Consider the following 23,272-nt stretch of genomic DNA (forward strand, 5'->3'; position numbering starts at 1 on the left):
CCAGGAGCCGTCCCCATGTGCGGAATCACCGGCTGGGTGTCCTTCCACAGCGACGCCCGTACGCAGACCCCGGTCATCGAGGCCATGACCGCCACTCTCGCCCCGCGCGGGCCCGACGCCGGAGGCGTCTGGCTCGGTGAGCGGGCCGCGATCGGCCACCGGCGGCTGGCCGTGATCGACCTCGAAGGCGGCGTGCAGCCGATGACCGACCGGCCCGACGAGCCGACGGTCGTGCTGAGTCACAGCGGCGAGATCTACAACCACCACCCCCTGCGGGCCGAGTTGCGCAGCAGAGGACATGTCTTCCGCACCCGCAGTGACACCGAGGTGGTGCTGCGCGCCTACGCCGAATGGGGCGAGGCGGCGGCCGAGCACCTGGAGGGCATGTTCGCGTTCGCCGTGTGGGACGAGCGCGAGCAGCGGCTGCTGCTGGTGCGGGACCGGCTCGGCGTCAAGCCCCTCCACTGGGCCGCCGTCGACGGTGGCCTGGCCTTCGCCTCCGAGCCGAAGGCGCTCTTCGCCCACCCGGAGATACGGCCCCGGGTCGACGCGGACGGGCTGCGGGAGGCGTACAGCCTGCTGTTCAACACCGGGCCGACAGTGTGGTCCGGGGTCCGGGAGGTCCAGCCCGGCGGGCTGCTCGTCCTGGACCGGGACGGCATCCGCGAGCGCCGGTACTGGCAGCTGGAGGCCGCGCCCCACACCGACGACCTCGACACGACCGTCGAGCGGATAGGCGGGCTGGTCGGCGCCGCCGCGCGCAGCCAGTTGGAGTCCGACGTCCCGCTGTGCAGCCTGCTCTCCGGAGGGCTCGACTCCACCGTCCTGACCGCCCTGCTCGCAGACGAACTCCGGTCGCGGCAGGGGCCCGAAGCCCGGATCCGCTCCTATGCGGTCGACTACAGCGACCAGGCCGTCGAGTTCACCGGCGACGTCCTGCGCACCGGCCACGACACCCCGTACGCCGTCGAAGCGGGTGCCTTCATCGGCACCGACCACAGCACGGTCGTCCTCGACCCGCGCTCCCTCCTCGACCTAGGGCACCGGACGGCGGTCGTCGCCGCCCGGGACTCGCCGATCGGCGTCGGCGACATGGACACCTCGCTGTATCTGCTGTTCGGCGAGATTCGGCAGCACTCCACCGTCGCCCTGTCCGGAGAGGCCGCCGACGAGGTCTTCGGCGGCTACCCCTGGTTCCACAGTCCCAGGGCGCTGGCCGCCGGCACCTTCCCCTGGCTGCTGGTGACGGGCGACGAGGCCGCGATGCCGCTCAACCCCGAACTCGACCTGCGCATCGCCGAGTTCCGTGACGACACCTACCGCACCGCGCTGGCCGCCGTACCCCACCTGGACGAGGAGACCCCCGCCGAACACCGGCAGCGCGAGCTGCAGCACCTGTCCCTGACCCGCTGGCTGCGCCAACTCCTGTACCGCAAGGACCGGTTGAGCATGGCCCAGGGCCTGGAGGTGCGGGTGCCGTACTGCGACCACCGGCTCGTCGAGTACGCCTTCACCACACCGTGGGCCCTGAAGAGCCACGACGGCAGGGAGAAGAGCCTGCTGCGCGCAGCGGGAGCCGGCCTCGCCCCGGACTCGGTGCTCCACCGCCCCAAGAACCACTATCCGGCCACCCACCACCCCGACTACAACCGCGGCCTGCAGCAGCTGGCCCGCGACGCCCTCGCCGCCGAGCAGGTCCGCGCCCTCACCGACGAGACCCGCCTCGAGCCGTGCCTGGACACACCGCCCGACCGCCTGGAGTGGGGCCACCGACTGCGCCTGGAACGCGTCGTCGACCTCGCCCTCTGGCTGGACCACCACCGCCCCGAACTCGCCCTCTGAGGAACGCCCATGACGACACTGCCCGGCCCGGTCCCGCTGATGGGCTGCCCCTACAAGAGCAACCCCTACCCCCTCTACGAGCAGATGCGCGAGGCCGGCCCGGTCCACCGCGTCCTCTTCCCCAGCGGCGTACAGGCCTGGCTGGTGACCGGCTACGACGCCGCCCACTCCGCCCTCGCCGACGACCGGCTCGGCAAGAACCACGACCGGGGCAACGACCGCTGGCGCGCCCGCGCCTCGATCATGCCCGAGCCGCAGCACTCTCGGCTCCAGGTCCATCTCCTTCACCAGGACCCGCCCGAGCACACCCGCATGCGGCGCCTCGTCACCGACGCCTTCACTCCGCGCCGCATCGAGAGCCTGCGCCCCCGGCTCCAGGAACTGGCCGACGCACTCGTGGACGCGCTGCCCGAGACCGGCCCCGCCGACCTCGTCAGCGGATTCGCCGCGTCCTTCGCCTTCCAGGTCCTCGCCGAAGTCATCGGTCTACCGGCCGAGTTGGCCGACCGCTTCGACCGCGACTGGGGCAAGGTCGTCCAGCCGGTCGGACCCACCGACCCCGGGCGGCCCGCGTACGAGGCCCGGCTGCACGGCCTGCAGAGCTATATCGCCGACGTCGTGGCCCACAAGCGCGACCACCAGGACGACGACCTGCTCAGCCGCCTCGTCGTGGCCCGGGACCGGGGCGAACTGTCCCAGGAGGAGCTGGACTCCATGATCTTCCAGCTCCTCGTGGCCGGCCAGGAACCGGTCACCAACCAGATCACCACCGCCCTCATCGCCCTCCTCCGCCGCCCGGACCAGCTCGCCCGCCTGCGCGACACCCCGGACCTGCTGCCCCGCGCGGTCGAGGAACTCCTGCGCCACGACAGCGCCTTCGAGCTGACCACCTGGCGCTTCTTCGACGAGGACAGCGACCTGCACGGCACCACCATCCCGGCCGGCGACTCCGTGATCGTCTCCCTGTGCGCCGCCAACCGCGACCCGCGCCGCTTCCCCGCCCCCGACACCCTCGACCTCGACCGCAGCCCCAACCCCCACCTCGCCTTCGGCCACGGCATCCACTTCTGCCCCGGCGCCGCCCTCGCCCGCGCCGAACTTCAGATCGCCCTCGGCGCACTGCTCGCCCGGCTGCCCGGCCTGCACCTCGCCGTCGCCGACGAGGACCTCGACTGGATCCCGGCCGTCCTCGGCCGCGGCACCCACCACCTGCCCGTCGGCTACGACCGACGCCGCTGACCGAGACCCGCCCTCGCAAGGAGCGACATGCTGCTGACGACCGCCTCGCCCACGCGCATCAGCACCGACATCCTGAACCTGCTGCTGCCCTACCACCGCACCACCGACCGCGCCCCCGCCCCCGCCGCGGCGTTCGCGCACCAGCGGCGCCGGATCGCCGGCTTCGTACGCGACGGCGCACCGGTGGAGTTCACCCTGCCCGGCTTCCCCTGCAAGTCACCCAACCCGGCCAAGGTCCTCGGCCACCTGCCCGACCAGGCGGAGCGGCTGTCCCTGCGGTTCCTGAACGCCCTGTGCGCCGAGATCGAACGGATCCACCCGCCCGGCGCCCGGGTGGTCATCTGCTCCGACGGCCATGTCTTCGGCGATCTCGTCCGGGTGCCCGACCGGCACATCGACGCCTACGCCGACGAACTGCGCATCCTCATCGGCGACTTGGCCCCCGTCAGACTGTCGGTCTTCGACCTCCGGGACGTCTACGGCCCTCTTGCGTACGACGCGAAACGCGCCCACGTGCAGGACCGGTACGCCCCGACGGCCGAGGCCCTACGCGCCCTGGTCCGGTCCGACGACGCCACCCGCGCCCTCTACCGCGGCATCACCCGCTTCCTTGTCGAGGACACCGCCGACTTCCCCGGCACGCGCTCCGCCCTCCAACGGGAGTGCCGTCAGCGGGCCTACGGCGTCATCCGGCGCAGCCGCGCCTGGGGCGCCCTGATCGCCGAGCACCACCCCCGTGCCGTCCGGCTGTCCATCCACCCCCAGCCCGTCGGCGATGCCAAGTTCGGCATCCGCCTGCTCGACGCCCCGGACGCCTGGACCACCCCGTGGCACTCGGCCGCCCTCCGCCGCACCGACGGCACCTGGACCCTGATGCCCCGTGAGCGGGCCGCCCGGCTGGGCCGTCTGGTCGACCACGACGACAGACCGAGCCATTTCGAGCAGCACCGATCGCACGTTCCGTAACGTGGGGATCATGACCGGCGAGAGAGATCTGCAGAAGCTGCTGAGCGGAATGCGTCCGGAGCTGAACCCGGGCCGCTACGTGTTCACCACCGTCGAGGGCAATGTGCCCTCCGGCATCACCCCTGTGGTCACGGTCGCCGAGCACGAGGGCCTGACCCTGGTGGCGCGGCTCGACGAGGCGGACGCGGCGGGGCTGGGGTACGACTACGTGGCCGCCTGGATCACCTTGCGCGTCCACTCGGCACTGGAGGCGGTGGGGCTGACCGCAGCGGTCGCGCGGGAACTCGCCGACGCCGGGCTGAGCTGCAACGTGGTCGCCGGGTTCCACCACGACCACCTCTTCGTGCCGTACGAGCACGCTCACCAGGCGGTGGCCGTCCTGGAGAGTCTGGCCCGGCGCTCCGCCTGATCCGGCACCGGGGCACGGGGGTTGTCCCGACCCTCGATGCACCGGCTCGCCGGATGGAGCGGGTGCCGCGCCGTCGGCCACGGTGGAGGAGCCCAAAGGCACACACCGGAAGGACACATCGTGCGCATCGTCACGGCCACCGTCGTCGCCCTCACCCTCACCGCGGCTGCCGCCCCGGCCGCCGTGGGCGCTGCGCCGCCGAGCACCGACGGTGTGTGGCGCATGGACGGCTACGGCACCGTCCTCGCCCTCGGCGGGGGATCCCTCCAGGAGTACCAGACCACCTCCGCCGGCTGCGTGAAGGGTGACGCCTCACGGCAGACGGGACCCGGTACCTACACGACGACGGACGGCAGCGTCCTGACCGTACGGACCGGGTACGACCGGGACCATGCCGTGTACTCCGCGGACAGCTCGGTGGGCCACCGGGGGCTGCGCCGGATCGCCGCGCTGCCGGCCGACTGCACCCGCGCCCTGCCGAACGATCCCCGCACCGCGTTCGACGTCTTCTGGCAGACCTTCGAGGAGAACTACCCGTTCTTCGCCGCGAAGGGCGTCGACTGGCACACCGTTCGGGACCGGTACCGGCCGCAGGTGCACAAGGACACCACCAGGACGGAACTCTTCGACATCTTCAGCCGGATGGTGCGGCCGCTGCACGACGCCCATGTCGCGGTCAAGGACGGTGACCGCGTCTTCTACGAGGTCCGGCCGGGCACCGAGGTGCCGAGCGAGGAACTGGACGCCAAGGTGAAGAAGTTCATCGTCGCCCGCGACCTCGAGCACGCCTCGTACCGGCAGGACTTCGGCAACGGCCGTATCACCTACGCCGACCTGCCCGGCGGCCAGGGCTACCTGCGGATCTCCGGCTTCGGTGGATACGCCGGCGAGGGCGCCCCGTACAGCGCGGAGCAGGCGGAACTCGACCGGGCGCTGAACACGATCCTGACCCCCGGACGGGTGCAACGCCTGAGGGGGCTGATCATCGACCTGCGCATCAACGGCGGCGGTGCCGACACCCTGGGCATCCGCATCGCCGAGCGCCTGACCGACACCCCCTACCTCGCGTACTCCAAGCGGGCCCGCAACGACCCGGCCGACCCGACCCGGCACACCCGCCCGGAACCCGTTCCCGTCGTCCCGGCCGACGCGCCCCGCTACACCGGCCCCGTCGCCGTACTCACCGGCGGTTCGACGGTGAGCGCGGGCGAGACCTTCACCCAGGCACTCCTGGACCGGCCCGGCCGGACCGTGCGCATCGGGCAGGCCACGCAGGGCGTCTTCTCGGACGTGATGCTGCGCCGGCTCCCCGACGGCATGCTCTTCGTCCTGCCGAACGAGGAGTATCTGACCCGCACCGGCCGCACCTTCGACGGCACGGGCATCCCGCCGCAGCTGTCCGAACCGGTCTTCACGAAGGAGGAGTTCGACCAGGGCCGCGACTCCGCCTTCGACCGAGCGGTGCGCACCCTCCCGGCCGCCTGAGCGGGGGTCAGGCCGTCTCACCGGGCCGGGCCGCCGCGGCCAGGCCCGGCTGGAGGCGGTGGGCCGCGTTGAGGTGGTCGGCGGTCCAGATGACACGTACGGCCGTGTCGGAGGCCCGCCCGTCGTCGTCCCGCAGATCGCGGCGGACCGAGTCGACCAGGCTCGCCTCGGCCGCAGGGTTGCGTGGCAGCGGATCCCGGACGGCGGAGTGACCGGCCAGGCTCACGGCCAGATCCCGGTACCAGCCGGCCACCCGGCCCGCGGTATCCAGCAGCACCACGCGCGCCTCGGCGCGGTCCGTGCCGGCGTGCAGCTCGCTCGCGCGCTGCCACAGCCCGAGCACCGCGTCCGCGGCGAGCCGGAGCCCCACGATGCCGGTGACCAGGGTCGTCAGGTCCGCCAAGGAGACGGGCTTCGCGCCGCGTTCGGCGAGGAAGCTGCGGAAGGCGTCGTCGAGCCTGCGCGCGGCGGCCGCCGCCTCGAGGCCCTCCTCCAGCGGAGCGTCCGCCGCCGTGGGCCGGACACCGCACCGGCCCACGGCGTACTCGACGGCCCCGGCCAGATAGCGGGCGCTGTCGGTGTACGCCTCGGCCAGCGCCCGGTCCACGGCGGCCGCGGCACCGCGCGGCCAGAAGAACAGTCCGACCAGCACACTCACGGCACAGCCGATCCCGATGTCCTGGACCCGCAGCAGCACGATGTGCCAGTCGGGGTTCTGGCCGATGTTGAACAGGATGACCAGCGTGATCGTGAAGGCCGCCTGACCGGCGGCGAAGGACACGGCGGCCGGGGCGATGCCGGCGATCAGCACGGCGACGGGCAGCAGGAACCACAGCACGGTGCCGTGATGACCGATGAGCTGCAGCAGCCCGGCGCCCAGGACGGAGCCGACGATCGTTCCCCCGAGTGCGCGGATCGCGTTCTGCCCGGTGCTGAGGGCGTTCGAGCGCAGCACCGACAAGGTGCCGAGCAGCACCCAGAACGAGTGCTGCACGCCCGTCAGCACCGCCAGGGTGACCGCGATGCCCAGACCGACCGCGCCGCGGAGACTGTTGTGCAGCCACACGGAGTTGGGCCGCAGGTGGGCGACGGCCCGCTCACGCGCCGCGGCCAGCGGCCGGCCCGGGCCGCCGGGTTCGAGGCCGAGGAGCCGCTCCGGCCAGCTGCGTCGTTCCGCCGCGGCCGCCAGATCCACGTTGCTCGCGATCTGCAGGGTCGCGAACCCCAGTTCCTGGGCGCGGAACGACATGTCCAGGGACTCGAGGAAGGCGCGAACCCCCGGCTCCGTACTCGGACCTGGCAGGTGCACCGGCAGCAGTGCGGTGGCGCTGCGCTCCATCCGGTCCATGGCCGCACGCAGCCGTGCCGTCTCCGCTCGCAGCGCGTCGGGGGAGCCACTCGGCGCGTCCAGCAGATCGGCAGTCCGCTCCAGCACGGACGCGGCTGCCTGCCGCACCACGAGGGCCTGCGGATCGCAGACCGGGTGGCCGCCCGGCGGCGGAGCGCTGTCCGTCACGATCGTGCTGAGCCAGGTCAGTTCGTCGACCAGTCGTACCAGGGCCCGCGAGCCGACGGACAGCCCGGTGGGCCGATAGGGGGTCCCGTCGAATGCGGTGCGCAGGTCGGCCGTGGCGACGGCGGTCTCGTCTGCGGTCTCCCGGCACGTGCGCAGGCTCGGTGCGTCGGCCTCGGCCGCCAGGCGGGACGCGTCGGTGCGCAGCTGTGCGGCGGCCGCCCGGCACACCCGGGACGCGGGCGCGCTGAGCGGGTCCGCGGTGGGGCGCGGCCACAGCAGCGGCACGGCGAGCAGGGCGGCGGCCGAGGCGAGTCCCGCGCCGGCGAGTCGCTCGGGCAGCTGCGACAGCGGCGCGGGCGTGCTCACCGGCAGTACGAAGGCGAGGAGCAGCGCGGTCGAGGCGCCGGCGAGGACGGAGCTGACCACCCCCGAGAACAGCACCACGAAGCCGACCACGACGGTGGCGGTGATCGCCACCCAGCTCTCGCGGGCCGCGAGCGTGCCCAGACAGATGAGCAGCAACCAGGCCGCCGCGAGGCCCACATGGGCGCGCAACCGCTGCACCATGGGCCCGGTGAACTCGACCAGCAGCAGCATGGAGAAGGACCCGAACGCCGCGTAGGTCGCCATCGCCGACGAGTGGAACACCTGCGTGCACAGCGCGAACAGCGCCGGCATGACCAGGGCGGTACGGGCCGCCCTGCGCGTGGCGGCCAGCTCCGGGTCGCGCGAGCGCAGCCACGCCGGGATCCTCGGCCACCACCTCGGCATCGTTCCCGACCCCCTGCGCGCTACCAGGTGACCGGCAGGGTCCTCGGCCCGCGGATGAGTCCCTCACGCTGGAACTCGACCTCGTCGGCGGGTACGGCGAGCCGGACACCGGGGAAGCGGTCGAGCACGGCCTTGATCATGACCTCGGCCTCCATACGGGCCATCAGGGCCGCCAGGCAGTAGTGGGGGCCGTGCCCGAAGGCCAGGTGCCCGGCACCGTCCCGGTCGAAGTCCAGCACGTCCGGTTCGGGGAAGACCGAGGGATCGCGGTTCGCGGCGACGTAGGCGTTGTACACGGCCTCGCCCCTGCGGATGAGGTGGCCGCCGATCTCCACGTCCTCGGTGGCGATGCGGGGAATCCCGACACCGTTGCGGTGGGGGACGAAGCGGAACAGCTCCTCCACGGCTTTGGGCAGCAGTTCCGGAGTGCTGCGCAGCCGGTCGATCTGCTCGGGACGGGTCAGCAGCGCGTACATCATCGAGCCGCTGTTGTTGCGCACCGCGTGACCGCCGCTGACGTAGATGGCCATGGCCAGCGAGATCGCCTCCTCGTCGGTGATCTCACCGGCCTGGACGGCGTGGGCCAGCACTCCCGCCAGGTCGTCGCGGGGTTCGGCGCGGCGGCGTTCGAGCAGGTCGACCACGCGGCCCCTCGTGGTCCGGCGCGCCGCCTGGTTGCGTTCGTCGCCCTTCGGCGCCTTGGACAGGAGGGCTTCGGAGTTCCCTGCCCACTCGTGCCAGTCGTTCTCGTCCGCGCCGAGGAAGCAGCAGACGACGGCGATCGGGAAGGGAGTGTGCAGATGCTCCATCAGATCGCCCGGGGGGCCGGTCTGCTCCATCCCGTCGAGCATGCGGTGGGCGGTGCGCTCCGCCAGCGGACGCAGCCTGGCCATGCCCTTGCCGGTGAACGCCCGGGCCACGACCCTGCGCAGCCGGGTGTGCCGGGGCGGGTCGATGTACTGCAGGCCCGCCGTCTGCGAGGCCACGGCCTGCGGCGCCATGCTGGTCACCGAGCTGCCGACGACCGCCTCACGGGAGAAGCGCGGATCGGACGTGATGAAGCGGACGTCCTCGTAGCGCGTGACCAGCCAGGCGTGCCCGGAGCCGTACGGCAGACTGATCCGGGTGATCGGCTCGTCGCGGAGCATCTCGTCCAGGAAGGGATCCGGGTCCAGGGCAGGAAGGTCGTCGACGGCCCAGTGCCGTACCTGTGGAGGAGGCGACGCGGACGCGGGGTCCAGTTCGAGGGTCATGGCGCATCACTCCTGAATGTCCCGTTTCCCGGGCGCGGAGCCCTGGATGAGCAGCCGCACGTCAACAGGTCCCGCGGGGGCGGCCTGCCACCCTCTGCCCCTTCTCTGTCCTCCCCGTAGCGTGCCGCAGGCGCCGACGGCCCGCACGCCGGAGACGTCCGTCGCAGCATGTTCGCCGGCTCTACTGCGGATGCCACAGGAGTGTGGGCTCCCTCCATGGCCGACGGCGGCATCGGCGGTCACGCCCGCGGCCGACGGCTACTTCCCCGGCTCCTCGCGCCTCAACACCACGCACGGCTGGAACCACGATGCCCAGTTCGTCATCCGGCTGCCCGAGCAGTGGAGATCGTCAGGGAGGCGGTCCTCAGCGGGTGTGAGGTGGCCGGCTCAAGCGCCGGTCGCCCAGCGCACCGCGGCGACCACTCCGAGCAGCAGAGCCGGCCCCACCCACCACCAGCGCATGACCCGACGCACCGGCGGCAGTGCCCACACGGCCACCGCTGCGGCGGCCGCCCCGATGGTCAGGACGCACGACAGAACGATGCCCGCATATGCGTCGTCGTCCCATGGCCCGGAGGGGCGGATGCCGAGGGCTGTCCAGCAGAAGTACGCGGCAATGAGGGTGAGAAGGACCAAGGGCACGGCGAGAACCAGGAGGAGGCAGCCCCGGTCGTCGTCCACGCGGGAAGGATCGTTCATCGGCGCAGCGCACTCCTTGCGTCGTTCAGGTTGTTCATGAAGCCACGCCCGTAGGCCTGGGCGTCGCCGGTACTGAGCCGGCGTCATTTCTGCGGCCGGCACATTGGCGAACTCGCTCTCCGCCTTGAGCTGCGCCAGGTACTCGGAGGCGATGAAGATGTTCTGCGCGGGATCCTGGAGGGGCTCTCATGGTGGTGAGCTCGGCGTCCGGACGGCCCTCCTGAAGGAAGGCGAGGAACGCCGGGCTCGGCACTGGTCAACGACCTCGGGGAGCTCTAAATGGCACCCTCCTGAACGGGATCCCGGGATTCCGGGTGATCTGGATCACCGGCCGGAGTGGCGGCACGCAACGCCGCCTCGACCCGGCGGTTGCTGGTCATGGTCGACGTGACGGCGGTCATGGCGAGGAGGAGGCCGGCGGCGGTGTAGAGCGGGGTGCGTACGTCGTAGGCGGTGGCCAGCCAGCCGCCGAGGAAGGCGCCGAACGGGGCGGCGCACATGGCGAGCATGCGGGAGGTGGAGGCGACCCGGCCCATCAGGTGGGCGGGGACGATCGCCTGTCGGAGGGAGGGGCCGAGCACCATCGTGGCGCCCATGCCCGCTCCGCAGACTGCGAGCGCGAGCCCGGCGACGTACGGGTTCGGGGCGACGGCAAGGCCCAGGATGGCGAGTCCCTCGACTGCGGCCGTGCAGGTCAGTGCGGTGCCGGTGCCGAGCCGTCGGCCGAGGAAGGAGGCGATGCCCGCCCCGAGCAGACCGCCGGTGGCCTCCGTCGTGAGGAGCAGGCCGAAGCCGAAGGTGTCGATGCCGAGACGATCGTGCGCGAAGAGGGCGAGTACGGTCTCCACAGCGAGGAAGGCGATGTTCCCGACCGCCGGACGCAGCGCGAGCCCGAGCAGCAACTGATCCCGGAATACGTACGAGGCACCGGCCCGTGCCTGCCGCAGCAGCGACTCACGAGCCTGCGGTACGGGCCGGGGTGCGGCAGGCAGCGACCGTACGAGCAGTGCGGAGAGCGCGAACGACACCGCGTCGGCGAGCAGCGGAAACGCCCGCCCGAGCGCGAGCAGGGCACTGCCCGCAGGCGGCCCCGCGAAGCCGGACGCTGCGGTCTGGGTGCCGCGCAGGCGGGAGTTGGCGCGCTCCAGGAGCGCGGGGGCGCGGCCGAGCAGATCCGGCAGATAGGCCGTGGCGGCCGTGTCGAAGAAGAGTCCGCCGAGGCCGAGCAGGAAGGCGACGGCCGCGAGCAGGGGAATGCTCAGCACGTCGAGCGCGGCCGCTGCCGCCGGTATCGCGAGCAGCACCGCACGCGCCGCGTCCGTGACCCACATCGTGCGCCGACGGTCCCAGCGGTCCACCAGCGCACCGCCGAGCACCCCGAAGAGCACCCACGGCAGCGTTCCGGCGGCCGTGACGACGGCGAGCGCCATCGGATCCCGCGTCAGCGTCAACGCGAGCAGCGGCAGCGCGGCATGAGTCACCCCGTCACCGAGCGAGGACACCGTCTGCGCAGTCCACAGCCGTCCGAACCCGGTCGGCAACTTCCGAACGTCTGAAGTCACTTGGCGTCCCCTTCGGCCTGCTCGCGCCGTGCCGGGTGGAACAGTGCGAAGACGAGTGAGGCGTCCGGCAGCGACGGATCGGACAGCTCCCGGTACTCGTCCGCCAGGGCCTGCAGTCGCGCCCCCAGCTCTGCGAACTGCTCCTCGGTGAGCCGCAGATGCGCCATCCGTACGTGCCGCTCGCCGTCCGCCGGCGCTGCCTCCAGGTCCGCCACCGCGTGCCGCATCAGCACATCCGGCCCTCCCTCGCCCGGATCCGGCAGCACGATTGATCGCGCGGCCATCGCGTAGTACCGCTCGGTGACCCCCCGGACCTTCCGCGTTCGCACCACCTTCACCAGGCCGGCCCGTTCGAGCAGCCGTACGTGGTAGCTGGAACTCCCCTTCGCGAGGCCCACTCGCTCGGCGATCTGCGTGATGGTGGCGGGCTCGAAGCGGAGCACGGCCATGATCCGGTGACGCGTGAGATTGGAGACGGCGCGTAGCTGCTCGTCAGTGGTGACGTGAAACGTCTCGGGAAGATCATCGGTAGGCATGCCCACAATGGTCAACGATTCTTGACCATTGAGCAAGGGAATTTCGCGCGGACTCCCAGAATGTGCTGTCCGGCGCGCGAGACCTTCTGCCGGAGCCCCCTCCACCCGTGCCGATCCGGGGAGCTGTCGAGAAGTCCGGCAAGGACGCGCTCCGTCCCGAGCTGAAGGCGTGCCACGCGTTCCTCGACGCGGGCGACACGCTCGTGGTCACCTCGTTCGGCCGCTACGGCCGCAGCCTCCAGGACCTCATCGACATGGTCGCCGAACTGCGCGAGCGCGGCGTCGGCTTCACCTCGCTGCACGAGAACCTGGACACCACCACGCCCGGCGGACGGCTCGTCTTCCACGTCTTCGCCGCGCTCGCGGAGTTCATCCGCGAACTCATCGTCATCGGCACCAAGGAGGGCCTCGCCGCGGCCCGTGCGCGGGTCGAGTCGGCGGACGCCCCACGGTCGCCACTGAGGAGATCGTCCGCGCGGCCCGTGACCTGCTGCCCGACCCGGACCGCTCGATCAACCTCGATCGACAATCTGCTGGGCGTCTCCCCGGGCACGTCCTACAACCACGTCCCGGACCTGCGCGAGCTCCGCGCCGGGGCCCTGCCGCGTCAGCTCGAAGCGCCTGCGAAGCAGGCGGATCTGAGCAAGATCAATCTCAGTGGCACCATCTGTGCCTCAACTACTTACACCCGCTCACCCGGCCGGTGATCACACTGCACAGACCCCTGGACGCGCTGCTGCTCATCGCGGTCCAGTCCGACGTCCACGCGCGGACGATCGCCGAGGAGGGGCGGTCCGGGCTGCACCGGTACTACCGGATCGAGGGCGGCACCCACGGCGACAGCCGCAACGACACCTTCCCGGACCGGCTGCTGCCGGTCCTGCCCTGCTACCGCACCGCCTTCACCGCGCTGACGGCCTGGGGGGAGCGGGGCGGGGTGCCGCCGCCGAGCGGCACCGTTCCCCGGCCGGGCTACGGCGATCCGGTCAACACCGGCTCACTCACCTGACCTCGGTCGGGCCAGGGTGTCGGCCTGCGCCAGGATCTCCCCGGCGATCGCGAGCGCCTCGGCGCGGTCCTCGGGGACGACGCCGATCCGGGTGCGCCGGTCCAGCAGGTCCGCCGCGTCGAGTGCGCCCTCGTGCCGGGCGGCCCACACGAGTTCGGCCCGGGTGACCGGATGCCCCGGCAGCACCGGTTCGGCCAGGGCCGGATCCCGTTCCATGAGGGCGTGGACGGCCGGGGCCTCGGTGCCGTAGCGGCGGACCAGACGGCGGGGTGCGGGCACGGCGCGCAGCCGGTCGGGTGCTGTGGCGCCGACCAGCGGCAGGCCGGCGGTGGGGGAGGGGTGCACGGGCAGGCCACGGGCCTCGACCGCGGCGTCCACGGCGTCCTGCGCCATCCGGCGGTAGGTGGTGAGCTTCCCGCCCACGATGGTGGTCACCCCGTCGGGCGAGGTCAGCACCGCGTGCCGGCGGGAGATGTCGGAGGTGCGGGCCGGTGCGTCACCCGGGCCGTCGTGACCGCTGGTGTCCAGCAGGGGGCGCAGCCCGGCGAAGGCGCCGACGACCTCGTCCCGGCGTACCGGCGTGTCCAGTACGGACCCGAGCACGTCCAGCAGGAAGCCGATGTCGGTCTCGGGGACCTCCGGCACGTCGGGGATCGGGCCGTCGACCGGCTCGTCGGTGAGTCCGACGTAGACCCGGCCGTCCCCCTGGGGCAGCACCAGGACGAAGCGGCTGGTCTCGCCGGGGATCGGGAGGTGCAGTCCGGCCGGCAGGGCGCCGAGCCGCTCCGAGCGCAGAACCAGGTGGGTGCCGCGGGAGGGCCGGATCCGTATCCCCTCGACCAGGTCGCCCGCCCACACCCCGGTGGCGTTGATCACGGCGCGGGCGCGGATCTCGCCCTCCTCGCCGGTGAGTTCGTCGCGGATGCGGGCGCCGGTCCCGGTCGACTCCAGCACCCTGACCCGGGTCAGTACCCGGGCGCCGCGCATGGCGGCGGTGCGCGCCAGCGCGGTCACCAGCCGGGCGTCGTCGGTGACCTTCCCGTCCCAGGACAGCAGTCCGCCGCGCAGGTCGGCCGGACGCACCGAGGGCGCCAGGTGCCGGGCCTCCGTCGCCGACAGCCGGCGCGGGGCGGGCAGCACCTGCCGCGGGGTCCGGGCGGCCAGCCGCAGTACGTCGCCGGCCCGGAACCCGGCCCAGGCCAGCGAGGCCTGCGCCCGCGACACCAGCGGGGTGAGCGGCAGCACGAACGGCTGGGCGGCGACCAGGTGCGGGGCGGTGCGGGTCATCAGAACACCGCGCTCGACGGCGCTTTCATGGGCGACGTCGAACTGTGCGGAGGCCAGATAGCGCAGCCCGCCGTGGATGAGCTTGGAACTCCAGCGGGAGGTGCCGAAGGCCAGGTCGTGCGCGTCGACCGCGACGACGTCAAGACCGCGGGCGGCCGCGTCCAGGGCGGCTCCGGCCCCCGTGGCGCCGAGCCCGACGACCAGCACGTCGGCGACCCTGCCGTCGGTGGCCTCGGCCAGTTCCCGGGTCCGCCGGCCCGCGCTGAGGGACGAGCCTCGTACGGCCTCGTTGTGGCTCATGGCGTCAGGGTCCTCTCCAGAAGGGTGCGCAGCTCGCCCCGCAGGGCGGCGGAGTCGAGGTCGGGGTCGTCCTCGTCGGTCATCGTGCGCAGGGACAGGGCGAAGGACTGCACGATCAGCAGCAGGCCCCGGGCCTGCCGCTCGACGTGAGCGGTGCGTACCGATCCGTCCGCGTGGCCCTCGCGCAGCGCGCCGGCCAGCAGCTCCAGCAGCGCCTCCTGGCTCGCCCCGCGCCGGTCGAGCACGTAGGGGAGCAGCAGTTCGGGATCGACGTCGACGATCTTGCGGAAGAGCGGGTGGGCGCGGAACGCCTCCACCCCCGCCACCAGACCCGCCACGATCCGGCCGCGCGTGTCGGTGCCGGGGGTGGGCTCCGGTATCGCACGGGTGGCCACGTCGATCCACTCACGGGTCATCAGATCGCCCACCAGCGTGCGCAGGTCGGGCCAGCGCCGGTACAGCGTCATCCGCGAGACGCCGGCGCGGCGGGCCACGTCGGCGAGGGTGGTGCGGCGGACCCCGACGGCCAGCACACAGTCGCGCACCGCGTCGAGCACGTGATCATTGTCCGAACCGTTGTGACGAATAGGCGTCATGTGTCACAGTGTAACGCCCCGGGGGCCTGGCGGAGACGCCGCCGCGCGAACCGAGCACACCGATCTGTGAGGACGACCCTTCGATGGACATGCTGTGGAACGGCTGGGGCGACCCGGCCAAGGCGGCACCGCTGCCCGACTCGGTGACCGGACTGCTGCGCGACCTGCTCGGCGTCAAACCGCGCACCACGCCGGCGCTCGTCCTGGAGGACATCGACCTGCCCGCGCCCACGGCCGACCCGGCTGCGCTGAAGGGGCTCGCCCAGGCCGTCGGCGGCGAGGAGCACGTCCGCACGGACGCCGAGAGCCGCATCCGGCACACCCGCGGCAAGTCCACCCCCGACCTGCTGCGGCTGCGCGCCGGCGACGTCTCCGACGTCCCGCAGGCCGTGGTCCTGCCCGCGACCCACGACGAAGTCCTCGCCGTACTGCGGGCCTGCGCCGCGCACGGCCTGGCCGTCGTCCCGTTCGGCGGCGGCACCTCCGTCGTCGGCGGCCTGGCTCCCGAGCGGCGCGCCTTCGTCGCCCTGGATCTGCGCCGCATGAACCGCCTGCAACTCCTGGACCGGGTCTCCCGCACCGCCGTGCTCCAGCCCGGTCTACGCGCCCCCGAGGCCGAGGCCCTGCTCAACGAAGAGGGCTTCACCCTCGGCCACTTCCCGCAGTCCTTCGAGTGGGCCACCATCGGCGGCTTCGCCGCCGCCCGCTCCAGCGGACAGGCCTCCGCCGGATACGGCCGCTTCGACGAGATGGTGCTCGGCCTCACCCTCGCCACCCCCGAGGGAACCGTGGAGGCGGGCCGTGCCCCCCGCTCCGCCGCCGGACCCGACCTGCGCCAGCTGATCCTCGGCTCCGAGGGCGCCTTCGGCGTCATCACCTCCGTTCTCGTACGGATCCGCCCGCTGCCCGAGGTGCGTGTCTACGAGGGCTGGCGGTTCGCCTCCTTCGAGGAGGGAGCGGCGGCCCTGCGCCGGCTCGCCCAGGACGGACCCCGGCCGACCGTGCTGCGCCTGTCCGACGAGACCGAGACGCTCATCGGCCTCGCCCAGCCGGACGCCATCGGCGCCGGCCTGGACAGCAATGCCGGATGCATGGCGATCACCGGCTACGAGGGCACGGCCGAGGACACGGCCCAGCGCCGTGAGCAGGCGGCGGCCGTCCTCCGGGACGCCGGCGGCACCCTGGTCGGATCCGAACCGGGCGAACGCTGGGCCCACGGCCGCTACTCCGCGCCCTACCTGCGCGACTCCCTGCTCGATGCGGGAGCCTTCGCCGAGACGCTGGAGACCGCCGCCTTCTGGTCCCGGATCCCCGACCTGTACGCCGCGGTCCGCTCCGCCCTGACCGACACCCTCACCGAGGCCGGCACCCCGCCCCTGGTGATGTGCCACATCTCCCACGTGTACGAGAACGGCGCCTCCCTGTACTTCACGGTCGTGAGCGCCCAGGGTGAGGACCCCGTCGCGCACTGGACGCGCGCCAAGCACGCCGCCAACGACGCCCTGCTCGCCGCCGGGGGCACCATCAGCCACCATCACGGGGTGGGCACCGACCACCGCGACTGGTATGTCAGGGAGGCCGGACCCCTGGCCGTCGAGGCCCTGCGCGCCGTCAAGCGCCGCCTCGACCCCGAGGGACTCCTCAACCCGGGCGTCCTGCTGCCCACCGACTGATCCGCCCCACCCAGCCCGTCACTCTCGTCATCGCCCGGAGGCCCACCGATGCGACAGTTCACCGCCGTCGTCAACCCGACAGCGGGCGACTCGACCGGGGCGGCATCGCTGCTCCAACTGGCCCGACTGCTCCGCGAGGCCGGGGCCGAGCTGGAGACGGAGTACAGCCACAGCCTCGCCCACGCCCAGGACATCGCCCGGCAGGCCGGGGAGCGCGGCCGGGTGGTCCTGGCGGTCGGCGGCGACGGCATGGCCGGCGGCATCGGCGGAGCGCTCAGCGGCACGGGTACGGTCCTGGGCCTCGTACCCGCCGGGCGGGGCAACGACTTCGCCCGGGCGCTGAACCTGCCGTCCGACCCGGCCGGGCTCGCCGACATCCTCCTGCACGCCGAGCCCAGCCCTGTCGACACCATCGAGGTGGAGTCGGCCGTGCACCATCGCACCGTGGTCCTCGGCAGCGTCTACGCCGGGGTCGACGCGCTGGCCAACCGGCACGCCAACGAGGCCCGGCTGCTGCGCGGGTCCGCCTCGTACTACGCGGGCGGCCTGCGCGCGGTGACCACCTGGCGGCCGGCGGACTACCGCGTCACCGTCGACGGCGAGGAGCACGCCCACCGCGGCTACACCGTCGTGGCCGCCAACTCCCCCTACTACGGCTCCGGTCGGCTCATCGCCCCCGGCGCCCGGGTCGACGACGGACTGCTGGACATCGTCATGATCCGCGAGGCGCCGCGCCGGTTGTTCTTCGCCCTCATGAACGAGCTGAAGACCGGCGGCCACGTCCACCGCCCCGAGGTACGGGTCCTGCACGGAAAGGAGATCCGCATCGAGGCCACCCGTCCCGTCCCCTACGGAGCCGACGGCGAGGTGGAGGCCACGCTGCCGGTGACGGTGCGGGTACGGCCCGCGGACCTGCCGGTGCTCTGGCGCCCGGCCGCCGCGGACCGCCCCTGACCTCTCAGCGGTCCTGGGACAGGGCCAGGAGTTCGGCTCCGCGTCAGGACGGGGCGAGAACGCAGAACTCGTGGCCCTCCGGGTCGGCCAGGCACGTCCACGGGACGTCGCCCTGGCCGAGGTCGAGGTCGGTGGCGCCGAGAGCCCGCAGCCGGGCCACCTCCGCTGCTCTGTCGTCACCGGGGTACGGCAGCAGGTCGAGATGGACGCGGTCCGGCACGGTCTTCACGTCGTGCGTGCGGAGGAACTCGAGATACGGGCCGACACCCTTGGCAGAGCGCAACACCGCCTGTTCATCGGTCACCTCGTGCAGGGTCCAGTCCGTCGCCTCGTCCCAGAACCGGGCCATGGCCCGCGGATCCGCGCAGTCGACCACCACCGCGGCGATCGGCCCGGTGTCCCGGTAGATCTCCCGAGGCTCCAGCACGCAGAACTCGTTGCCCTCGGGGTCGGCGAGCACCGTCCACGGCACTTCGCCCTGGCCCACGTGGGCGGGCGTCGCACCGAGAGCCTCAAGGCGCGCGACCAACTCCGCCTGATGCGCCGCAGAGGTGGTGGCGAGATCGAGGTGCACACGGTTCTTTGTCGTTGTCCTGGGTTCCGGGACGGGAACGACGTCGATGCCGACGGCGACCGGGTCCGGCCAGACGAGGCCACCGGGGGGTCCGACGTAGGTGGTCACGCCGGGGCTGTAGGCGCTCCAGCCGAGCGCCTCCGCCCAGAACCGGCCGACCGCCGAGTGATCAAGAGCCTTGATGTTCACCATCACAGGTCGCAGCGCCATGCCGGCGATCCTATGCGCCCGCTCTGCAACGACATCCGCAGGTACCGGCGCCGAACAGGGATCAACTTGCTGACCAACCCAATGGTCAGCCGTCTCGCTTGGCAGTCAGCCGTTCAGTGTTCGTCGCCGGCACCGGCTGCGGCTGGCGGCAGCTCCCGCTCGCGGTCGGCATCTCCGGAGCGAACCTCCACGACAGCCTGGCCCACGAACCGCTCCTCGCGTCGCTTCTGTCCATTCGCTCATGCCGTGGGACCCGTCGCCGCAAGGCGGCCAAGCTCCACGGTGACAAGGCCTGCGACCACCGCTTCGACCGGCTCAACCGGTACGAACGCCGGTGTGCTCCCGATCAACTGGTACGTACAGACTGGCCTCGACGCAATCCCCGACCTCGACACCATCCCTGTCGTCGGCATCTGTCCGCCCCTCGACGACTGCCGCTTCGACGCATCCGCCTTCTCCGCAGGCAGGAAACGGGCGTTGGCCGGCCCGAATCGCGGGTGCCGCGGAGCGAGACGCACCTCCGGCGGCCACCGGCACACCAACGGCGACGACCGAGCCGATGTCGCGGCGTCCGTGTACGTCGGGCCGCGCGCGGCCGTCTTCGGCTCCTCGACCGTGACCGGCAACGTCCGCATCGAGGATCTGTCGTGGGTCAATTCCGGAGCCACGATCAGCGGCAACGGCGTCGTCAAGGACAGCGCCGATGTCCAGGGCGGCGAGAGTGACGTCAACCCGGTGTACGGCGCTTTCACGGACCAGGAACGCGCGATCACCATCTGAGCCCTCGGCGACAAACCTCACCATGGACGCTCATGTGCCCATAACTTCCGGGTAATTGCGTCGTTTCAGGTCAAGATCATCCCGCTGAGGCCAGTGAGGTGTGGCATGGCTCACATCACCTCGTCCACCCGTGATGATCACGGATCGGAATGCGCTTTCGAGATGGGTCACCTGTGTGACAGGTGAGCCTGACGTGACGTTACTTCTATGGCCGATCCCGGCCGATTGTGGGGGTGGACTCTCCGTGAGTCGTCGTACAGCGCATGCGTACAGACCGTTCAACCTCAAACGGCGGGCATGGCTGACACTTGGTGCGGTGGTCCTGGGCGGCGGGGGAGTGGTCTCCTACGCGGTGGCCAGCCCCTCCCACGACTCGGATGGCGCCGGCCGGGCCAAGCGGCCGGTGAAGGTCTATGACCTGGCGCTGAAGGGCACTGCGAACGGCAAGCGCGAGCTGCCCCGCACCGACACCGCGCAGTTCTCGATGCTCGGTGTGTCCTGGACCGGCGCCGCCAAGCGGCTCGACGGCACGGCCCAGGTACGCACCCGCAGCCGCGAGACCGGGGACTGGAGCGCCTGGCGCGACCTCGAGGTGAACGTCGACCCGCTGGAGCGTCCCGACGCCGATGTCCGCGGTGCCTCCGAGCCGCTGTGGGTCGGCTCCTCCGACGGCGTCCAGGCGCAGGTCGTCCACAAGGACGGCTCCACCGCCCCGCTGCCGAAGGGCCTGCAGGTCAACCTGGTCGATCCGGGCGTGGTGACCGACGCCGAGACCAAGTCCGGTGCGGGCGACGCCCATCCGGCCGCCTTCGCCACCGAGACGACGTCGCCCTCGGAGAGCCCGACCGAGTCCCCCTCGGAGAGCCCGACCGACTCCCCCTCGCAGAGCCCCACCGAATCAGCCTCGGAGAGCCCGACGGAGTCGCCCTCGGCGAGCCAGACCGAATCCCCGTCCGCGAGCCCGTCGGCCACCACGCCGACGGCGCCGCCGTCCACCGTGCCCGAACCGCCGATCACCTCCCGGGCCGACTGGGGCGCCGACGAGTCGATCAGCCCCGACGCGCCGGAGTACAACGCAGACGTCAAGGCCGTCTTCGTCCACCACACGGATGGCAGCAACGACTACTCCTGCACCGACTCGGCGTCGATCGTGCGGAGCATCTACGCGTACCACGTGCAGGTCAACGGCTGGAAGGACATCGGCTACAACTTCCTCGTCGACAAGTGCGGCACCGTCTTCGAGGGCCGCAAGGGCGGTGTCGACCTGCCGGTGCTCGGTGCCCACACCTACGGCTGGAACCGTGAGGCCGCGGGCATCGCGGTGCTCGGCGACTACACCACCACCGGCGCCACCGACGCCGCGCTGGCCTCGATCGCCCGCGTGGCCGCGTGGAAGCTCGGCCAGTACGGCCTCGCCCCCGACGGGACCGCCCAGCTGACGGCCGGTGCCACCCAGACCAACTACTTCGCCACGAAGTTCACCGCGGGCAGCACGTACACCTTCCAGCGAATCTCCGGGCACCGCGACGGCTACAACACCCAGTGCCCGGGCAGCTCCCTCTACGCCCAGCTGCCCACCATCCGCTCCTGGGCGGCCGGCCCGGTGCAGGGCCTGAAGGTCACCTCGGTCGACAAGGCGGGCCTCTCCGGCTCGACCTACTACACCAAGGGCGCCGTCACGCTGCACTGGACGACCACCACGCCGGGCTCGCTCATCTCCAAGTTCGAGCTGCTGGTCGACGGCAAGACCGCCGCCGGCGTGTCCGGTAACGCCACCTCGGCCGGCGCCACACTGGCCGCGGGCACGCACACCGTCGCCGTCCGGGCCGTCCACCAGTCCGGAAAGTCCACGACGAGCGCCGCGCTCAAGGTCGTGGCCGAGACGACCGCACCGAACTTCACCACCGCCCCGAAGCTCTCCCTGCGCACCGGCACGGTCAGCACCGGCGCGGTCCCGGTCACCCTCGGCTGGAAGGCCGCCGATGAGACCGCACTGCGCCGGGTGGACCTGCTGTCCCCGACGACGGCTACCTTCGGCCCGACCACCACCAGCTCCAACCGCACGGCCGCGTCCGGCACCGCCGCCACCTGGTCGATGCGCGCCTACGACTACGCCGGCAACTCCCGCACCTCCTCGCCCTCCTTCACCCCGGTGATCCTGCAGGAGACCTCCGCCACCAAGTCCGGCAGCTGGACGGCCCGTTCGTCCACCAGCTACCTCGGCGGCAAGTCGTACTCCAGCGGCTCCAAGAGCGCCGCCCTCACCTGGACCTTCACCGGCCGCTCCGCCGCCTGGGTGGTCTCCCGCGCCTCCACCTCCGGGCAGGCGGACGTCTACGTGGACGGCACGAAGACGGCCACGATCGACCTGAAGTCCACCACCACCCAGTACCGCCAGGCCATCTGGACCAAGACCTGGTCCAGCAGCTCCCAGCACACCGTCAAGATCGTCGTGGTCGGCACCAGCGGCCGTCCGACCGTCACCACGGACGGTCTGGTGTACATCAAGTAACCGCACACGCAGCCCTCGTCCGCCCAGGGGGAACCCTGGGCGGACCCCTACACTGGGTGCCCGCATGTGCGTGAACGGTGAGTGGGCGGGGGCAGGAGAGGTCTGTGGCGGAGAACGGCGGCTTCGAGGATCCGTCGGCCGAGGTGCTGGCGGCGGCGGCCGTGACCTTCGGGCTGCTCGCCTCGTCGGCCCGGCTGCACCTGATGTGGGCGCTGGCGCAGGGCGAGAGCGATGTGACGCACCTCGCCGACCGGGTGGGCGGTGCGCTGCCCGCGGTCAGCCAGCACCTCGCCAAACTGAAGCTCGCCGGGCTCGTCAGCTCCCGCCGTGAGGGCCGCCGGCAGGTCTACTACATCGACGACCCCGACATCGTGACCGTCGTGCGGGTGCTGGTCGGACAGCTCACCGCTCGTTCGCAGCACGCGTCCGCCTCCGTACGGCAGCTGCACGGGGTCGAGGTCTGAGCGCACCGGGGCCCGTTCCTCGGTTCCATGAGATCCCTCACCTGTGAATTCCCACAGGATTCGTGCTGTTCGCGCCACGGGTTTGTTAGATTGCGCAATCACGCAATTCAGGCGGAGCCACCGCTTCCCGCCTGCCCGAGTACCGCCGCGCTTGCCCGGCCGCACACCCGACGGCCCGGCCTGCCGAGCCCGACCGTTCATGGGAGTGGGTAGATGAGCGACCCCTGGGACGGCCCGGGCGGCCAGGCCACGCGCGACCGCAGTGCCCGGATCCCCGGTCCGCGTACGGGCGAGCCCGACGGACCGCGACCGGGCGGCCGGGCTGCCTCCCGCTCACGTGTCGGCGATCGGTCGCGGCGCCGAGCCGGTGCAGGGCGCGGCAAGCGAGTGCTGAAGATCGCCGCGGTATGCCTGTCGCTCCTGGTACTCGGCACGGCAGGTGTCGGCTGGTGGTTCTACCAGCATCTGAACGGCAACATCCAGAGCGTGTCGTTGGACGGCAAGGGTGGTTCGGAGAAGGCGGATGCGTTCGGCCGTACCCCGATCAACATTCTGGTGATGGGGTCGGACGGCCGGACGAGCAAGGCGGACTGCAAGCTGGGTGGTGGGTGTTCGCGGACCGGGGTGCAGTCGGG

At 72.0% G+C, this 23,272-nt stretch carries 20 protein-coding genes and 1 pseudogene; 13 read left to right on the forward strand and 8 right to left on the reverse strand.

Features of this window, described 5'->3' with window-relative positions:
* Window positions 1-15 precede the first annotated feature (15 nt).
* The 5 genes from asnB to ACIRVH_RS40740 all read left to right on the forward strand — a co-directional run bounded on the left by asnB (window position 16) and on the right by ACIRVH_RS40740 (window position 5,941).
* Complete coding sequence (gene asnB / locus ACIRVH_RS40720; RefSeq protein WP_403964680.1) at window positions 16-1,842, forward strand: asparagine synthase (glutamine-hydrolyzing); 1,827 nt, start codon at window positions 16-18, stop codon at window positions 1,840-1,842.
* A gap of 9 nt (window positions 1,843-1,851) precedes the next feature.
* Window positions 1,852-3,081, forward strand: coding sequence for a cytochrome P450 (locus tag ACIRVH_RS40725; RefSeq protein WP_403964682.1), 1,230 nt, complete (start codon window positions 1,852-1,854; stop codon window positions 3,079-3,081).
* Window positions 3,082-3,108: 27 nt separating this feature from the next.
* Window positions 3,109-4,047 (forward strand): L-tyrosine/L-tryptophan isonitrile synthase family protein, encoded by a 939-nt coding sequence (locus ACIRVH_RS40730; RefSeq protein ID WP_403964684.1) that lies wholly within the window; start codon window positions 3,109-3,111, stop codon window positions 4,045-4,047.
* A 10-nt stretch (window positions 4,048-4,057) separates the two neighbouring features.
* A complete protein-coding gene (locus tag ACIRVH_RS40735) occupies window positions 4,058-4,456 on the forward strand; it encodes an ACT domain-containing protein (protein WP_403964686.1) in 399 nt (132 codons plus the stop codon).
* Between the two features lie 120 nt (window positions 4,457-4,576).
* Entirely contained in the window at window positions 4,577-5,941 is a 1,365-nt protein-coding gene (locus ACIRVH_RS40740; protein ID WP_403964688.1) for a S41 family peptidase, read from the forward strand.
* 7 nt (window positions 5,942-5,948) lie between these two features.
* Here the strand turns inward: ACIRVH_RS40740 and ACIRVH_RS40745 are convergent, their stop codons facing one another.
* The 5 genes from ACIRVH_RS40745 to ACIRVH_RS40765 all read right to left on the reverse strand — a co-directional run bounded on the left by ACIRVH_RS40745 (window position 5,949) and on the right by ACIRVH_RS40765 (window position 12,278).
* Window positions 5,949-8,228: an FUSC family protein gene (locus ACIRVH_RS40745; RefSeq protein WP_403964690.1), complete on the reverse strand. Its 2,280-nt coding sequence runs from the start codon at window positions 8,226-8,228 to the stop codon at window positions 5,949-5,951.
* Window positions 8,229-8,248: 20 nt separating this feature from the next.
* Window positions 8,249-9,481 carry a cytochrome P450 gene (locus ACIRVH_RS40750; protein WP_403964692.1) on the reverse strand — a complete coding sequence of 411 codons (1,233 nt, stop codon included), beginning with the start codon at window positions 9,479-9,481 and terminating at the stop codon, window positions 8,249-8,251.
* Window positions 9,482-9,868: 387 nt separating this feature from the next.
* Window positions 9,869-10,180: a hypothetical protein gene (locus tag ACIRVH_RS40755; RefSeq protein WP_403964694.1), complete on the reverse strand. Its 312-nt coding sequence runs from the start codon at window positions 10,178-10,180 to the stop codon at window positions 9,869-9,871.
* A gap of 275 nt (window positions 10,181-10,455) precedes the next feature.
* The gene (locus ACIRVH_RS40760; protein WP_403964696.1) at window positions 10,456-11,742 is read right to left on the reverse strand and encodes an MFS transporter; all 1,287 of its coding nucleotides are present in this window, start codon (window positions 11,740-11,742) and stop codon (window positions 10,456-10,458) included.
* Window positions 11,739-12,278: an ArsR/SmtB family transcription factor gene (locus tag ACIRVH_RS40765; protein WP_403964699.1), complete on the reverse strand. Its 540-nt coding sequence runs from the start codon at window positions 12,276-12,278 to the stop codon at window positions 11,739-11,741. Before ACIRVH_RS40765 ends, ACIRVH_RS40760 begins: the two co-directional genes overlap by 4 nt.
* Window positions 12,279-12,385: 107 nt before the next feature.
* Between ACIRVH_RS40765 and ACIRVH_RS40770 the strand changes: the two genes are divergently transcribed.
* Both ACIRVH_RS40770 and ACIRVH_RS40775 read left to right on the forward strand, forming a co-directional pair.
* Window positions 12,386-12,985: a recombinase family protein gene (locus tag ACIRVH_RS40770; RefSeq protein ID WP_403964701.1), complete on the forward strand. Its 600-nt coding sequence runs from the start codon at window positions 12,386-12,388 to the stop codon at window positions 12,983-12,985.
* A complete protein-coding gene (locus tag ACIRVH_RS40775; RefSeq protein WP_403964703.1) occupies window positions 12,982-13,287 on the forward strand; it encodes a hypothetical protein in 306 nt (101 codons plus the stop codon). The genes ACIRVH_RS40770 and ACIRVH_RS40775 overlap by 4 nt, the downstream gene beginning before the upstream one ends.
* On the opposite strand, the gene ACIRVH_RS40780 is transcribed toward ACIRVH_RS40775, so the two are convergent.
* Together ACIRVH_RS40780 and ACIRVH_RS40785 are read right to left on the reverse strand one after the other, a co-directional pair.
* Window positions 13,276-14,874 (reverse strand): glycerol-3-phosphate dehydrogenase/oxidase, encoded by a 1,599-nt coding sequence (locus ACIRVH_RS40780; protein WP_403964705.1) that lies wholly within the window; start codon window positions 14,872-14,874, stop codon window positions 13,276-13,278. The two genes, ACIRVH_RS40775 and ACIRVH_RS40780, sit on opposite strands and share 12 nt — an antisense overlap.
* A complete protein-coding gene (locus ACIRVH_RS40785; RefSeq protein ID WP_403964707.1) occupies window positions 14,871-15,470 on the reverse strand; it encodes a TetR/AcrR family transcriptional regulator in 600 nt (199 codons plus the stop codon). Before ACIRVH_RS40785 ends, ACIRVH_RS40780 begins: the two co-directional genes overlap by 4 nt.
* 83 nt (window positions 15,471-15,553) lie before the next feature.
* Between ACIRVH_RS40785 and ACIRVH_RS40790 the strand changes: the two genes are divergently transcribed.
* Both ACIRVH_RS40790 and ACIRVH_RS40795 read left to right on the forward strand, forming a co-directional pair.
* Window positions 15,554-17,143, forward strand: coding sequence for an FAD-binding oxidoreductase (locus ACIRVH_RS40790; protein ID WP_403964709.1), 1,590 nt, complete (start codon window positions 15,554-15,556; stop codon window positions 17,141-17,143).
* 48 nt (window positions 17,144-17,191) lie between these two features.
* Window positions 17,192-18,097, forward strand: coding sequence for a YegS/Rv2252/BmrU family lipid kinase (locus tag ACIRVH_RS40795; protein WP_403964711.1), 906 nt, complete (start codon window positions 17,192-17,194; stop codon window positions 18,095-18,097).
* Between the two features lie 43 nt (window positions 18,098-18,140).
* Here the strand turns inward: ACIRVH_RS40795 and ACIRVH_RS40800 are convergent, their stop codons facing one another.
* Window positions 18,141-18,881: a VOC family protein gene (locus ACIRVH_RS40800; RefSeq protein WP_403964714.1), complete on the reverse strand. Its 741-nt coding sequence runs from the start codon at window positions 18,879-18,881 to the stop codon at window positions 18,141-18,143.
* A gap of 336 nt (window positions 18,882-19,217) precedes the next feature.
* Here ACIRVH_RS40800 and ACIRVH_RS40805 point away from each other — a divergent pair, with 336 nt between their 5' ends.
* From ACIRVH_RS40805 to ACIRVH_RS40820, 4 genes and pseudogenes are all read left to right on the forward strand, one after another.
* Window positions 19,218-19,661, forward strand: coding sequence for a hypothetical protein (locus ACIRVH_RS40805; RefSeq protein WP_403964716.1), 444 nt, complete (start codon window positions 19,218-19,220; stop codon window positions 19,659-19,661).
* A gap of 316 nt (window positions 19,662-19,977) precedes the next feature.
* Complete coding sequence (locus ACIRVH_RS40810; RefSeq protein ID WP_403964718.1) at window positions 19,978-22,173, forward strand: N-acetylmuramoyl-L-alanine amidase; 2,196 nt, start codon at window positions 19,978-19,980, stop codon at window positions 22,171-22,173.
* A 104-nt stretch (window positions 22,174-22,277) separates the two neighbouring features.
* Window positions 22,278-22,637, forward strand: coding sequence for an ArsR/SmtB family transcription factor (locus ACIRVH_RS40815; RefSeq protein ID WP_403964719.1), 360 nt, complete (start codon window positions 22,278-22,280; stop codon window positions 22,635-22,637).
* 213 nt (window positions 22,638-22,850) lie between these two features.
* Window positions 22,851-23,272, forward strand: a pseudogene (locus ACIRVH_RS40820) (LytR family transcriptional regulator); the annotation flags it as partial.

It is taken from the genome of Streptomyces sp. NPDC101165 (assembly GCF_044768135.1).
GTDB lineage: Bacteria > Actinomycetota > Actinomycetes > Streptomycetales > Streptomycetaceae > Streptomyces.